Annotated in this window: 14 protein-coding genes; 6 read left to right on the top strand and 8 right to left on the bottom strand. The window is 56.0% G+C overall.

The features are described 5' to 3' along the window. The first annotated feature begins 35 nt into the window (after positions 1 to 35). The 5 genes from M6D89_RS07770 to M6D89_RS07750 all read left to right on the top strand — a co-directional run bounded on the left by M6D89_RS07770 (position 36) and on the right by M6D89_RS07750 (position 6,179). Positions 36 to 1,145: an efflux RND transporter periplasmic adaptor subunit gene (locus tag M6D89_RS07770; protein ID WP_253967446.1), complete on the top strand. Its 1,110-nt coding sequence runs from the start codon at positions 36 to 38 to the stop codon at positions 1,143 to 1,145. Then, the gene (locus M6D89_RS07765) at positions 1,138 to 4,263 is read left to right on the top strand and encodes an efflux RND transporter permease subunit (RefSeq protein ID WP_253967445.1); all 3,126 of its coding nucleotides are present in this window, start codon (positions 1,138 to 1,140) and stop codon (positions 4,261 to 4,263) included. Before M6D89_RS07770 ends, M6D89_RS07765 begins: the two co-directional genes overlap by 8 nt. Before the next feature lie 57 nt (positions 4,264 to 4,320). Then, entirely contained in the window at positions 4,321 to 4,629 is a 309-nt protein-coding gene (locus tag M6D89_RS07760) for a BolA family protein (RefSeq protein ID WP_253967444.1), read from the top strand. A 104-nt stretch (positions 4,630 to 4,733) separates the two neighbouring features. After that, positions 4,734 to 5,684, top strand: coding sequence for an oxygen-dependent tRNA uridine(34) hydroxylase TrhO (gene trhO, locus M6D89_RS07755; RefSeq protein WP_253967443.1), 951 nt, complete (start codon positions 4,734 to 4,736; stop codon positions 5,682 to 5,684). Positions 5,685 to 5,810: 126 nt separating this feature from the next. Beyond that, on the top strand, positions 5,811 to 6,179 hold the full coding sequence (locus tag M6D89_RS07750; protein WP_253967442.1) for a hypothetical protein: 369 nt from the start codon (positions 5,811 to 5,813) through the stop codon (positions 6,177 to 6,179). Here M6D89_RS07750 and M6D89_RS07745 read toward each other — a convergent pair. The 4 genes from M6D89_RS07745 to M6D89_RS07730 all read right to left on the bottom strand — a co-directional run bounded on the left by M6D89_RS07745 (position 6,169) and on the right by M6D89_RS07730 (position 9,121). After that, positions 6,169 to 6,702: a hypothetical protein gene (locus tag M6D89_RS07745; protein WP_253967441.1), complete on the bottom strand. Its 534-nt coding sequence runs from the start codon at positions 6,700 to 6,702 to the stop codon at positions 6,169 to 6,171. The genes M6D89_RS07750 and M6D89_RS07745 overlap by 11 nt on opposite strands. Before the next feature lie 198 nt (positions 6,703 to 6,900). Continuing rightward, the gene (locus M6D89_RS07740; RefSeq protein ID WP_253967440.1) at positions 6,901 to 7,482 is read right to left on the bottom strand and encodes a DUF4202 domain-containing protein; all 582 of its coding nucleotides are present in this window, start codon (positions 7,480 to 7,482) and stop codon (positions 6,901 to 6,903) included. Continuing rightward, on the bottom strand, positions 7,482 to 8,231 hold the full coding sequence (fnr, locus tag M6D89_RS07735; protein WP_253967439.1) for a fumarate/nitrate reduction transcriptional regulator Fnr: 750 nt from the start codon (positions 8,229 to 8,231) through the stop codon (positions 7,482 to 7,484). The genes M6D89_RS07740 and fnr overlap by 1 nt, the downstream gene beginning before the upstream one ends. 104 nt (positions 8,232 to 8,335) lie before the next feature. Further along, entirely contained in the window at positions 8,336 to 9,121 is a 786-nt protein-coding gene (locus M6D89_RS07730) for a glutaminyl-peptide cyclotransferase (RefSeq protein ID WP_253967438.1), read from the bottom strand. Positions 9,122 to 9,189: 68 nt separating this feature from the next. Between M6D89_RS07730 and M6D89_RS07725 the strand changes: the two genes are divergently transcribed. Further along, positions 9,190 to 9,822 carry a DUF502 domain-containing protein gene (locus M6D89_RS07725; RefSeq protein WP_253967437.1) on the top strand — a complete coding sequence of 211 codons (633 nt, stop codon included), beginning with the start codon at positions 9,190 to 9,192 and terminating at the stop codon, positions 9,820 to 9,822. 7 nt (positions 9,823 to 9,829) lie between these two features. Here the strand turns inward: M6D89_RS07725 and M6D89_RS07720 are convergent, their stop codons facing one another. From M6D89_RS07720 to M6D89_RS07705, 4 genes are read right to left on the bottom strand one after another with little or no spacing between them, the layout of a single operon-like run. After that, positions 9,830 to 10,156, bottom strand: coding sequence for a late competence development ComFB family protein (locus M6D89_RS07720; RefSeq protein ID WP_253967436.1), 327 nt, complete (start codon positions 10,154 to 10,156; stop codon positions 9,830 to 9,832). 36 nt (positions 10,157 to 10,192) lie between these two features. Then, positions 10,193 to 12,205 (bottom strand): bifunctional tRNA (5-methylaminomethyl-2-thiouridine)(34)-methyltransferase MnmC2/FAD-dependent 5-carboxymethylaminomethyl-2-thiouridine(34) oxidoreductase MnmC1, encoded by a 2,013-nt coding sequence (gene mnmC / locus M6D89_RS07715; RefSeq protein WP_253967435.1) that lies wholly within the window; start codon positions 12,203 to 12,205, stop codon positions 10,193 to 10,195. Beyond that, on the bottom strand, positions 12,202 to 12,723 hold the full coding sequence (gene fldB / locus M6D89_RS07710) for a flavodoxin FldB (RefSeq protein WP_253967434.1): 522 nt from the start codon (positions 12,721 to 12,723) through the stop codon (positions 12,202 to 12,204). The genes mnmC and fldB overlap by 4 nt, the downstream gene beginning before the upstream one ends. Next, the gene (locus M6D89_RS07705; protein WP_253967433.1) at positions 12,720 to 13,166 is read right to left on the bottom strand and encodes a flavodoxin domain-containing protein; all 447 of its coding nucleotides are present in this window, start codon (positions 13,164 to 13,166) and stop codon (positions 12,720 to 12,722) included. The genes fldB and M6D89_RS07705 overlap by 4 nt, the downstream gene beginning before the upstream one ends. Positions 13,167 to 13,168 lie beyond the last annotated feature (2 nt).

The raw sequence follows: 13,168 nt of genomic DNA, 5'->3' as shown, positions 1-13,168 counted from the left end.
AGTCTGCTCTGGAGAACAAATACAAGATGTTCAGTATGCCTGTGTCTAGTCGCTATGCGTTGATCGTGCGCTTGAGCCTTTACCTCGGAATGATCTTTAGTGTGGTGGCCTGCCAGGACTCTGACGTTACCCCTTCTGCTGTTAAACGCTCCGCTCAGCCGGTGATTGCCGCTAAAGTGGTTTATTCCCCCGAAATGCAGGAAGTTCAAGCCGTGGGAACTTCCCGTGCCTTTCGCTCTGTATCCGTGCGTCCCCGAGTCTCAGGGCAGGTAGAAGAGGTTCACATTCAACCTGGGCAGTGGGTCGAGAAGGGGCAGCTTCTGCTCGAGCTGGATAGCCGCAACGAACGCTTAACGTTGCGCAACGCGGAAGTAGAGCTAGAAGACGCCCGCCGCTTGCTCACTCGCTACCAGCAAACCAAAGACAGTGGTGCGGTTACCAAGTCCACCTTGGACGATGCTGAAAGTGCGGTGGCGCGGGCAGAGATTGCGGTTGATCAGGCGTCGGTGGATCTACAGTATCAAGAGATTCGCGCGCCTTTTTCGGGCTATGTTGGTTTTACCGATCTTGATCCGGGCGCCTGGGTGGACACTTCCACGGTCGTCACCACCTTGGATGATCGCAGTCGCTTATTAGTGACCTTTAACTTGCCCGAGCTTTTGCTCGGACAAATTCAGCCAGGTCAGGCCATCGAATTGTCGGCTTGGCGTAACGATGCTGTCGCCGTAGCGGGGGAGATTATCGAAATTGATAGTCGGGTGGACAATACCGAGCGCACTTTTCGGGTGCGAGCAAAAGTCGATAACCCCGATGATGCCCTTCGCCCAGGGATGAGCTTTCGTATCGATTTAACCTTACAGGGCAATCGCTTTGTGTTGGTGCCCGAAATTTCTCTGCAGTGGGGCGCGCGCGGCTCTTATGTGTGGGCCGTGATTGACGGCAAAGCCGAGCGGGTGATCGCTACTATTGTGCAGCGCCGCGCCGGTCGGGTGCTGGTTGACACGGAACTGGAGGAAGGCGATCTGGTGGTGCTTGAAGGGATTCAAAAAGTGCGCCAGGGCCAGCCGGTAGAGATCGCTGAGGTGGTCGAATTAGAAGTTGCTTCTGCATCGGAATCCGACGCAAAAGAGGTGTCCGGTGAGTGATCAACACGAACAACTGCACAAAGAGGATTTGCCGAGTCTGAGTATTCGCCGGCCCATCTTGGTGCTGGTGCTCAATCTACTGGTTGCGATTGCCGGCATTGCCGCCGTGGTGGCGGTAGAAGTGCGCGAGCTGCCCGATGTAGATCGCCCGGTGGTATCGGTGCGAGGTGTCTACCCGGGGGCTTCGCCGGAAACTATGGACGCCGAGGTGACCAGCATCGTGGAAGGGGCCGTGGCTCGGGTCTCGGGTATACGCAATATTCGTTCGTCCAGCGAAGAAAATAACATGCGGTTGCATGTGGAGTTTTCTCCAGACTCGGACCTGCACGCCGCCGCGTCGGATGTGCGCGAGGCGGTGAGCCAGGTAGAGCGGGATCTGCCGCCGGATATGGAATCGTTAACTGTGGTGAAAGCAGACCCGGATGCTAACCCCATTATTAACCTGGCGTTGGTGAGTGAAACCTTGGACGAGCTTGAACTTACCCGCCGGGCCGAACAGGATCTTATTCCAGAGTTAATTTCCATTGATGGCGTGGCCGACGTCGTGCTGTTTGGTGAGCGCCAAAAAGTGCTTCGGGTGGTCATGGACCCTATCCGCTTGGCAAGCTTTGGTTTATCGGTGGGGGATGTGGCTGACGCTCTGCGTGAGGCACCCTTTGATGTGCCCTCGGGCAGCTTCCGCTCGGGAGATTTGGAGCTGTTGGTACGCGCCGATGCCTCGGCGGTCGAAGAAGACGAGTTGAGGTCGATGATCGTCCGGGGTGATATTCGTCTGTCCGATGTGGCGCAAGTGTTTTTTGCCCCGGAAGACGCCAGCTCGTATGTTCGCCTGGATGGCTTGCCCGTGGTGGGGTTGGGGGTTGTGAGGCAATCGCAATCCAATACTTTGGATATTGCCGAGCGGGTGCACAAAGCCGTTGCCCGTCTCAATACGCGATTTACCGACTCCACTATGGTGGTCACCGAAGACAGCGCTAAATTTATCACCGGCGCGATGAAAGAAGTACTGGTCAGCTTGATGCTGACCGTAGGCATAGTCGTGGTGACGATCTGGCTGTTTATCGGTTCGTTGCGGGTCACTCTCATCCCCAGTGTTGCCATTCCGGTCGCCTTGATCGGTACGGTCGCAGCTATCTGGGCCATGGGGTTCTCGCTCAATATTCTCACTTTACTCGCGCTCGTTTTGGCCACCGGCTTGGTCGTGGATGATGCCATTGTGGTGCTAGAGAACATTCAGCGGCGTCGGCATCAGGGCTTGGGTGCTCGGGCGGCGGCGGTATTGGGAACCCGCCAGGTATTTTTTGCGGTTATTGCCACCACCGCCGTGCTGGTGTCGGTATTTGTGCCCATTGCCATGTTGCCGAGTACCGCCGGACGTCTGTTTCGTGAATTTGGGTTTGTATTGGCTTTTGCGGTGGCCATTTCGTCGTTTGTCGCACTTTCGCTGGTGCCGGCTATGGCGGCTCGTATCGTGCCCGAACGCAGTGATAAACCTCACGCTATTCGCGACCGTTTACAAGCGGTAGGCGGATGTTTGGCCGGTTGGTACAGTGATTCGCTGGATGCTGTGCTAAGGCTTAAGTGGCTGGCACTAGTGGCGGCAGCGCTGGTGATTCTGGGGGCTGTGATGGTGTATCACAATGTCGACCAAGTGCTACTGCCCGAGGAAGATCGCGGCGTTATTTATGTGGATGCCACAGGCCCGGATGGGACAGGGTTAGAGTACACCGAGCGCCAGGTGGCGGCCATGGAAGAGCGTGTCCAGCCGCTGCTTGAATCCGGGGAGGCCAAGCAGCTGTTTAGTATCGTGGGACGCTATGACCCCAACCGGGGGCGGGTCATCTTGCCCCTGGTCGATTGGGAAGAACGCGAGCGCTCCCAGCAGGAAATGATGGCACAGTTGAGCGGTCCCATGAATGAAATCCCGGGTTCCTATGTGCGTGTCAGATCCACGAATAGTTTAGATCTTAACGGTGGGGGCGGCGGCCTAGAATTTGCTCTGGTGGGGCCGGACTATAATAGTATTTTCACCGCCGTAGAAGCGTTTGTGGCCAAGATTGAAGAGCAGCTGCCGGGGTTGTCTCAGCCCGATATCAATTTTCAGCCCACTCAGCCGCAATTGGCCGTGACTATTGATAGACGCCGGGCCTCGGATTTGGATATTCCTTTGGACAACATCTCTACAACCCTCCGGGCGATGGTGGATGGCTATGATTTAGTGGATTTATCCGTGGGCGATGAAGCCATTCCCATTATTTTGGAATCTTCCGGTGATCAAATTAACGATCCAGGTGACTTGGTGAATCTGTTCGTGAGTACCCGTGACGGAAAGCTCCTACCTCTGTCGACGGTGGTCTCGTTAAGCGAAGAGGCAGTAGCCGCGGAATTAGACAGGCATAAACAGCGCCGCGCCATTGAAGTCGACGTTGATCTGGCCTCTGGCTATGCGTTGCAATCGGCCGTTAACGATTTGCGCGATCTGGCAGAGACAGAGCTGCCGCCGGGAATTGGTTTAATCTTTTTGGGCGAGGCCGAGACCCTGGATGAAACCTCGCAAGAGGTCATGATGACTTACATCATTGCCCTGGTGGTGGTGTTTTTGGTGCTCTGCGCCCAGTTTGAAAGCTTTACCAGCGCGCTGATTGTAATGCTCACCGTGCCTTTCGGTGTCGCAGCCGCTATTTTCGCGCTCCTGCTGACAGGCACCAGTATCAATGTATATTCGCAAATTGGTCTGGTAATGCTAATTGGCCTAATGGCCAAAAACGGTATTTTGCTGGTGGAGTTTGCCGATCAGCTGCGCGATAAGGGCGAGAGCGTAATCGATGCGGTCAAACATGCCGCGTCCGTGCGTTTGCGCCCCATTGTGATGACCATGATGTCGACCGTGCTCGGGGGCCTGCCGCTTATACTTAGTACCGGTCCAGGTGCCGAGGCGCGCTATTCCATCGGTTGGGTGGTGTTTGGCGGCCTGGGTCTGGCGGCGGTCTTTACCCTTTACCTGACGCCGGTGGTGTATTTGTTGGTGGCCCGCTGGGCCAAACCCCGGGCCGAAGAAGGGCAGCGCTTGGAGCAGGAGCTGGAACAGGCGCGCGCCATACCCGATCGGGGCGAATAGCCCCGTCAGGGTGTTGTACAATGCCGCCCCGCATTACTTCAGGTTCAGGAGAATTCTATGAACAGTGTCCAGCAAAGCATTGAGCAAGCCCTGCAAAAGGCTTTTGCCCCCGAGGTTTTGGTCGTAGAAAACGAAAGCCATAAACACAATGTGCCCGCCAATTCCGAAACTCACTTTAAAATCACCCTGGTGAGTGAGGCCTTTGCCGGTAAGCGTCAGGTGCAGCGCCATCAGAATGTCTACGGCGAATTGCGCGAGCAGCTGGCAGGCCCGGTGCACGCCCTGGCTTTGCATACCTACGCCCCCGCCGAGTGGCAGGAGGCCCAGGTGCCAGAATCGCCCAATTGTCTGGGTGGGGGTAAGTAACCTTTTCTTGAGCCAGATCAAGGCAGGGGCTGGCTGTATAAAAAACAACCGGCTATAATCCCGCCCCCGAAATATGACCCGATCGACCGGATATTTGTACCGCTATGAGTGAAATTGTTGTTGCCGCCCTGTATAAATTCGTTTTACTGCCCGAGTACGAGAGGCTGCGCGAGCCGTTGTTGCGTGAATGTGAGCGCCTGGGGCTCAAGGGCACTTTGCTGTTAGCGGCCGAGGGTATTAACGGTACAGTCTCTGGCACCCGCGAAGGCATCGATGGTCTTCTTTCCTATCTTAAAAAAGATCCGCGCTTTGCGGATTTAGAGCATAAAGAATCTCTGCACCAGGACAAACCCTTCTACCGGATGAAGGTAAAGCTGAAAAAAGAGATTGTCACCATGGGCGTTGAAGGGATAGACCCGAAAGAAGTGGTGGGCACTTATGTAAAACCCGCCCAGTGGAACGACCTGATCAGCGACCCCGAGGTGCTGGTGGTCGATACCCGCAACCGCTATGAGTACGCCATTGGCTCATTTGAGCGTGCGGTGGACCCGGAAACCGAGACCTTCCGTGAGTTTCCCGACTATGTTGAGAAAAACCTGGACCCGCAAAAGCACAAAAAGGTTGCCATGTTCTGCACCGGTGGGATTCGCTGCGAAAAAGCCACTGCCTATATGAAAGAGCAGGGGTTTGACGAGGTTTACCACCTGGAGGGCGGAATTTTAAAATACCTGGAAGAGGTGCCCGAGCAAGACAGCTTGTGGCGCGGCGAGTGCTTTGTGTTTGATAACCGGGTAGCGGTGAATCACAGCCTGGAGAAAGGTTCCTACGATCAGTGCTTTGGCTGTCGGCACCCGATTACCGAAGAGGAGAAGCGCTCGGAGCAATACATGAAAGGAGTTTGTTGCCCCCGCTGCTTCGATACCTTGACCGACGAACAAAAGACCCGCTTTGCTGAGCGCCAAAAGCAAATTGAACTGGCGAACCAGCGCAACGAGGTGCATATTGGAGCCGAACCGCCGGCGCGTCAACGCAAAGAAAAGGCGCTTGGTCAATAGACGAATTTGACGCCCCGTGTCGTAAAGGTGTCATAATAGGGGCGTAATCTCTCCCCCCCCGTGCCGGACAACCGGTAATCACCACCCTGGTGCGGGTTATCTTTTACTCAAATATAGGTCAGAGTAATGGACTTTGAATCCTGGGATGTCGACCTGGCATCCGGTGAAGCGCGGCATGAATGCGGCTGCGTGGTTCGCGTTGAAGGCGATCCGCAAAACCCCATGTCGGTAGACCCCAGTAATTTCCCTAAAGATATGAGCTTTGTGGATCAGGCGCGCCTGCTGCGTGGCGGCGTTGAGGCTCTGGCCAATGCGGCTCGCAATGGCGGTTATTCGGGCGCCGGTGCCCAAGCGCGCGAAGCCAGTGTGAAAGTGAAAAGCCGCACTGCGCAAGAGCTGGAGCGCAAGGCACGGCTGTTTGCCGACAATCCGGACAAGCCCAAGCGGGCGGTTTTGTCGCTTAAAAAGCGCTCGACTCCTGCCGCTACAGATTAACCAGTTGTCCGCGAAGTTGCATTTGCGTGCGATGCTGATCCAGCAATTGCAGCATTTGGTCAAAGTCCTGTTCGGCAATATCCAGGCCATTGGTCACGATGACGTCTTGGCTACCGTTATAGACTAGGTTATTAAGCTCTTCGCTTACGCCTTTCATGGCCTTGAAGATTTTATCGGTGGTGTCGCGGTCGCGAAATATCCGGCCCTGATCCGTTAAACGCAGGTAGTCGTCGCATTCGCGCAACCAGTCGACGCGCTGGTCCAGCATTTTACGAATATTGTTCATCCCGCCTTTGTGTCCCCCCGGCAGTTGATCGGCGCGATATTTCGCCAGACTTTTATAGTCCTGAATCAGAAAGTCGGCCCGGGTGGAGCGGCAAAAGTCTTGGTTTAGGTAGCTGGCAAACTTTACTCCGTGTTCTTGCTCGGCATTTGCTTTTTTGCAGTCTTCGTCGCAGGCGTAGATTGGAGCGGCAAAAAAGGCCAGCGCTGCCAAGGCGAGTGGGATTGTTAGAATTCTCATAAAAGCATCACCTTTTATTATCTTTTTTGTTATTTAAATCACACTTTTTGTATAAAGGACTTTCGCCTTCAGGTCAAGCGTTGGGCCTCATTTCGGCAATGTTATTGCAATACAGACTAGATTTTAAAATTATTATTTCGTTTGGTGCTCAATTTCTATGCTTTTCCACTTGTTGTGCTGGCCCGTGGCAAGGCGACTTTAGTCACCTTGCAGCGCTTTTTGTACTAGGGCGCCCGATTCGGGGCTAAAGCTCAGCTTTAGGGCGGCCTTATGGCCGTCTTCCGACATTTTTTTCCAGGTTTTACGAATAATATCGATCAGTTTGGCTTTATCGTGTTTGCGGGCAAAGTCATCCAGGTAGTGTTGCAAGAATACCAGGCAGATAACGTCCTCTAGAGCCTGAACCTCGGGGTCACGTTTTAGTCGTTTTTTCTGCAACATATCAGAGACTTGGTCACAGTCCTCCTGGCTAAAGCCTCGCGCGGCCATAATCTCGGCGGTTTTTTGCGCGTGGTGGCGGCCCAGTTCGGTGCGCCATTTTTTATAACCAGCGCGATCCATAGGGTAGTCGCTGCGCGGCAAAATCCAGCGTTCAATATGCTGCGCCCGGGCTGCCAGCTGCAGATTGGCCGAGGCCTGGGGAGCAAACTCGGCCAGGGTTTCGCTCATGCGTCGGGAATAGAGCAGCTCTTTGGGTTCGCCGTGTTCAAGGTTGGGATCTTGGCGGTTGGCGGCGTCAATGTCGGCGAAGGCACCGGCTAAATCGGCTTGCGTGCTCATTACAAATCCTCGGGGTTGTGGGCGAGCTGGCGCAGGGCGTCCAGGTCGCGTATGTCGATGTCTTTTCCTTTTGCGTGAATCACATTCTGCTTTTGCAGGCGGGTAAAAACCCGGCTGACGGTTTCCAGCGTCAGCCCCAAAAAGTTGGCAATATCGCCGCGCGCCATGGGTAAGGTAAATTCACTGGGGGATAATTTATGGCGTTCGTGCCGAACCGAAAAGCTTAATAGTAGTGCGGCTACCCGTCCATCGGCGTTGGCATGGCCTAACAGGCCAAACTGGCGCTGTTCGGTGGTGATTTCGCGGCTTAGCAGCTGCAGCAGGTTGCGCTGCAGGCCGGGCACCTGGCGGCTTAAGGTTTCCAGTTCAGGGAAGGGAATGGCGCACACTGATGTCGTCTGCAGCGCTATTGCGGTATTGCGATAGCGGTTGTTAGCGGGGCCATCCAGACCGATAACCTCGCCCGGCAGGTGAAAGCCGGTAATCTGCTCCTGGCCTTCGCGGTCGCTGTGGGAGGTTTTAACCGCCCCCGAGCGGATGGCATAGATAGCCGTAAACGGATCGCCTGCTCGGTAAAGCACTTCGCCGCGCTGCAGAGGTTTGCCGCGTTGAACGATTGAGTCCAGGCGCTCGATATCTGACACCTCAAGGGCCAAAGGCAAGCAGATGCCGCTGAGCCGACAGTTACTGCAGTGACTGTAGTCGCGTTTGGGGTGGTGATTGGGACACTGGGCGGTAGTGTTGTCCATAATAGCTCGCGCTGGCATGGGTTAAGGGCGCAATTCTACGGTAATTTGGCGCCGGATTTAAGGTTTATCCCTGTTAGGGTCGTTGGTGCTATTTTATGCGTCTGTCAGGGAGACGCCTCGGGCAGTGCAATATCGAGCTGATAAATATACCGCCAGCGCTTGCCGGTTATCCAAAAGCTATTGCTCTCGCGGTGGTAGGCAATACCGTTTAGTACGTCGTCCCGGTTGCGCCGCGCCTCGGCTTCGACCTGGGCGGTTAAATCCAAGTGGTGTACGACGTCACCGCTGGCGGGGTCGATGGCGACAAGATAGGGGGTTTGCCAAATATTGGCCCAAATCAGCCCCCCGGCGCACTCAAGTTCGTTAAGGCGTTTGACCGGTTTGTTGTTCCAGGTCACCGCTAAGCTTTTTTGCAGGGCGAAATCATTAGGGTGATGAAAATACAAATGCTCCGAGCCGTCGCTGCGGATTAAGTGATCCTGGGATTGGCACAAACCCCAGCCCTGTCCGCGGTAGTGAAATTGTTCCAGAATGGTTCCGTCTCGGTTATCGATTATCCAGCCGGTTTCTCCCTGCCAGCTAAGCACGTAAAGCCGGTCGCCATAAAGCGTTAACCCCTCGCCAAAATAGGCGTCGGCCAAGTCCGTCCGCCAGAGCTTGGTGTCAGAACCCGGCGCAGCGCTTTTGCGAACAAAAGACTGGCCGCGCAAGCCGCTGCTTTCCAGTAAATGCTCGCCGTCAAACTCCAGCCCCTGAGTAAAGGCGGGTGAGGGGCGCTCGAGTTTTTGCAGCACGGTGTATTTCAAAGGCTCGGCACACAAAGCACTGGCGCTTAGCAGCAGCGCGATAAAGCTGAGTTGGGGAAGGCGGTAGAAAGCTGGATGCGGCATAGGTAGCTAGTATGATTAACGCGGTTTGGCCATAATACCGCCCGGTACTCAATTAACAAGGCTAGTCCATGAGACGTTTGCGATCATTTGTCATTTTAACCCTGCTCGGCGGCTTGGCGGTGGTGCTGCCCATCACCATTTTTATTTTTTTGCTGCAGTGGTTGGTGCGCTTGGTGGTGGACTTGGTGGCGCCTTTAAGTGCCTGGCTTGCCGATTATGTGACCGTCAACGCGCGCACTGCCGATGTATTGGGCGTCGCCCTGGTATTGGGGGTATGCTTTTGCATTGGGCTTTTGGTTAAAACCGGGGTGGGGCGCTGGTTGCACCGCAAGGTGGATGCTTTGTTATCGCGCCTCGCACCGGGCTACAGCACCATCAGAGAAATGGTGTCACAAATTATGGGCGGTGAGGGAAATGCGTCGCTTCTGAACGGCAAGGTCTGCCGCGCCTACATTATGGGTGCCCAGAGCCCGGTTTGCGTGACGGGTATTGTCACCGCCGAGCATGGCACCGGCGAGTACACGGTGTATGTCCCAACCGCGCCTGTGCCCACCTCGGGGTTTGTCTATCATTTGCCTGCCGATTGTGTGGTGTTAACCCCCGACGTCAGCGTCGAGACCGCGATGCGCACCGTGATCGCCTGCGGCAGTGGCTCGCAGATTATGTATCCGGCGGCGGTTGAATCTTCCGAGCGCACTTAACGGGTCGTTAGGTTTTATCGCCGGTGGAGGCTTGCGGCTCACTGCGCGTTCCTACAAAGGCCAGGGCCTCTTTTACGGCCTGGGTTACCTTCGCGTTCATTTCATCAAATTCCAGCGGCGACATAAAAAAGCTCATGTCCACGTCGTGGCGAATATAGCGCGGCGGTAAATGGTTGAGGGCCACGCAGGCAACATCGGCGATAAAATCCCGGTCGCCATTGCGAGCCCGCTCACTTTGCTTATGGATCTCTTCAAGCACGGGCCTTTCGTAATAATTGTGAATACCGCCGCTGTCGTCTTGCTCGGTTGGGCGGGCGGGTCGATTGCTGAGCATACTTTACTCCTTCGCGCGGTTTTATCTCTAGTCTAGTCAACCGCGAATCATTTGCCGCAATAAAAAGCGTGCCGGGTGCAGAGCTTTACTCAGCTCGCGGTCCAGCGGCCAGGGCTCGCGCGCCATTAAGCTTGCGAGAAACTCCGCGCACAAAGGCGTGTAGGCCAGCCCGCGCGAGCCGAAGCCGGTCATTACATACAGCCCCGGGTGGTAGGGCGCTGATTTATCCAAATAGGCTCTAGCGTTTTTACCCAGTGGTGCCAATTCGCGCGCAAACGCCTGAGCGTCTGGGGCGGGGCCCACGATGGGCAAATAATCCGGAGTCGTACAGCGAAAGGCGGCGCGGCCGGGCAGGTCGCGGTCACTAAAGGGGGCGAACGCTTGGGCAAGTGCGCCGCTAAAATCCTGTAAATGCTCCAGGTTTTTGCTTTGATCGGCGGGTGTCAGCGTCAGGTCGGTCTCGCCCAGATTAAACGTTGCCCCCAGGCTGTGCTGTCCATCGCTTGCCGGGGCCAGATAACCTTTGGCGCAGAGTACGGTTTTTAGCTCGCCACTGGCGCCGGTTTGCGGCAAATAGTTGACCTGGCCGCGAATGGCTTTTAGGGGCAGATGCTCGAGGGTCGCAAACCCGCGACTGTAGTGGGCACAGGCGATGACCGCGGTGGGTGCCTGGTTGATAAGTTCGCCCTCGCTGTCGCGCGCCTGCCATTGGCCATTGATGCGGTCGCAGGTGGCGACCGCTTGCCCGCCAAGATAGTCAATTTGCGGGTGGTTAAGTAATTCGCCACACACTGCCGGCGGATTTAGCCAGCCGCTGTGGGGGAAAAAGAGCCCACCGTGTTCCAGTTGAACGCCTGCGGCCGCGCTCGCCTGTTTTTCGTCCAGCCACTCTAGCCAAGGCTCCTGTTGCCAGGGATCGGCAATGGCGCGGTATTGCTGCCCAGTTTTGGCGCTGTATGCGAGCTGTAAAACGCCGCAGGCCTCGCCAATGCCTGCCCCTTGTTGCCAAAAGGGTTGGTAGTGTCGCTGGGCGTAGAGCAGGGCGCTTAAGTTAAATCGCGGCAGGGTGTCGTTTTTATGGCTCAGCTTACTGTAGAGCACCCCCTGAGCGTTACCCGAACCGCCGCTGGCCGGTTGCGTGTGAGTGTCCAGCACCGCCACCTGCCAGCCACGTTCGGCCAGGGCGCGGGCGATATGGCAGCCCGCTAAGCCAGCACCAATGACCATGGCTTGCTTGAGATCGGGCGGCTGAGTCGCGCATTGAAACAGCTCGAAGGGACGACGCGAGTGTTCGATTGGGGTGGGTGGTGGTTCACGCCGGGCGCGAATCATTTCCCGTTTGCGGCCAAAACCCGCAACTTTTGCAATACTAAAGCCCGCCGCTTGCAGACCCCGCTTAACCACGCCGGCTGCGCTAAATGTAGCGGCGGTGGTGTCGGCGTGGGATAAATCCCCTATGGTCTTAAACAACGCCTCTGACCACATGTCGGGGTTTTTACTCGGGGCAAAGCCATCCAGAAACCAAGCGTCGATTTTGGCGCTTGTCTCTTGGTAGCGTTCATCACGGCAGGGCAGCAGTTGCGCAAGTCCCGCAGCGGCATCGTCGATAATCAGGGTCAGACTGACCGCCCCGAAATGCAGTCTTTGTATGCCTGGTCCCAGGTGTTCCGGGTAGGCGTCAATAAGTGCCTGGCTTAGCGTGGCCAGCTCGGGCCATAGGCTTAAGGCCCGCTCCAGGTCACCGCGTGTTAGGGGAAACTTTTCGCAGGAGATAAAGTGCAGTCGCGTATTGGCAGGCGCTGTTTCTTGCCACATCTGCCAGGCGGCCAAAAAATTTAAGCCAGTGCCAAAGCCAGTTTCGGCAATACTAAAATGGGCTCCGGGGGCGAGGGCGGCAAACCGTGCAGCGAGATGGTTGTGCTGAATAAACACATGCCGGGTTTCCGCCAAGCCGTTGTGACGAGAGAAGTAGACATCGGCAAAAGCAGCGGACAGAGGCTGACCCTGCTCGTCCCATTCTATGTTTGCCAGAGTGGGGCGGTCACTCACAGCTCAAATTCGCGGCTTATTTGTGCGCACCACGCTTGGATGCGCTCATCTGTCAGGTCAAATTCGTTTTCTTCATCCAGTGCCAGCCCCACAAACTGGGTGCCCTCACTGGTAAGCGCTTTAGAGGCTTCGTATTCGTAACCTTCTATGCTCCAGTAACCGCAGGCAGAGGCGCCCAGGGCGACCACTTTAGCGTGCAAGTAGCCCATGGCATCCAGAAACCACTCGGGGTAGCCCACCTGATCGCCCAAGCCGTACAAAGCCACGCGCTTGCCCTGCCAGTTTACCTGGTCAATCTCGTCCCAGATGTCTTCCCAATCTTCCTGTAGTTCGCCGTAGTCCCAGGTGGGTATGCCTAAAATCACCCGCGAGTAAAAGCCGGCCTCAATAATCGGGGTCTCGGTAATGCTGAAAATATCCACTTGCGACTCGCCCAATACCTGGCGAATTTTTTCGCCGGCCATCTCGGTGTAGCAAGTGGAGCTGCCGTAAAACAGCGCGATGGGGGCCCGACTCATAGTTGCGCGACCCATTGGGGTAGCCAGTCCAGGGCCTCTTGCTCGGGGTCTTCGCCACTGCAGGCATCCAAAACCAAAGGCTCGCCTACGCGTTCAGCGCCCAACTCGCTGAGCGCGTGGTCAATGGCTCGTCCAGCTTCACCGAACGTGGTGTAGCTGCTGTCGCCCAAGTTAATCACCCCGTAGCGGCGCCCGGCGATGGCGGGAAACTCGCGCACGAGCGATAGGTACAGCGGTTGGATATTGCCCGGCAGATCACCGGCACCGGTGTTAGAGGTACACACCAGCAGCAGATCGTCCGGGTGGTCGGTAATGTCGGAAATCTCAGGCAGTGGATTAACCACAGCGTCAAAGCCTGCGCCTTCCAGGTAATCCTTGGCGCTGGCAGCGACCATTTCCGCGGTGCCCATTTCCGAGCCCACCAGAATTTGGATGCGGGTCATAA

It is taken from the genome of Gilvimarinus xylanilyticus (genome assembly GCF_024195295.1).
GTDB lineage: Bacteria > Pseudomonadota > Gammaproteobacteria > Pseudomonadales > Cellvibrionaceae > Gilvimarinus > Gilvimarinus xylanilyticus.
This window is presented reverse-complemented; position numbering and strand designations above follow the sequence as displayed.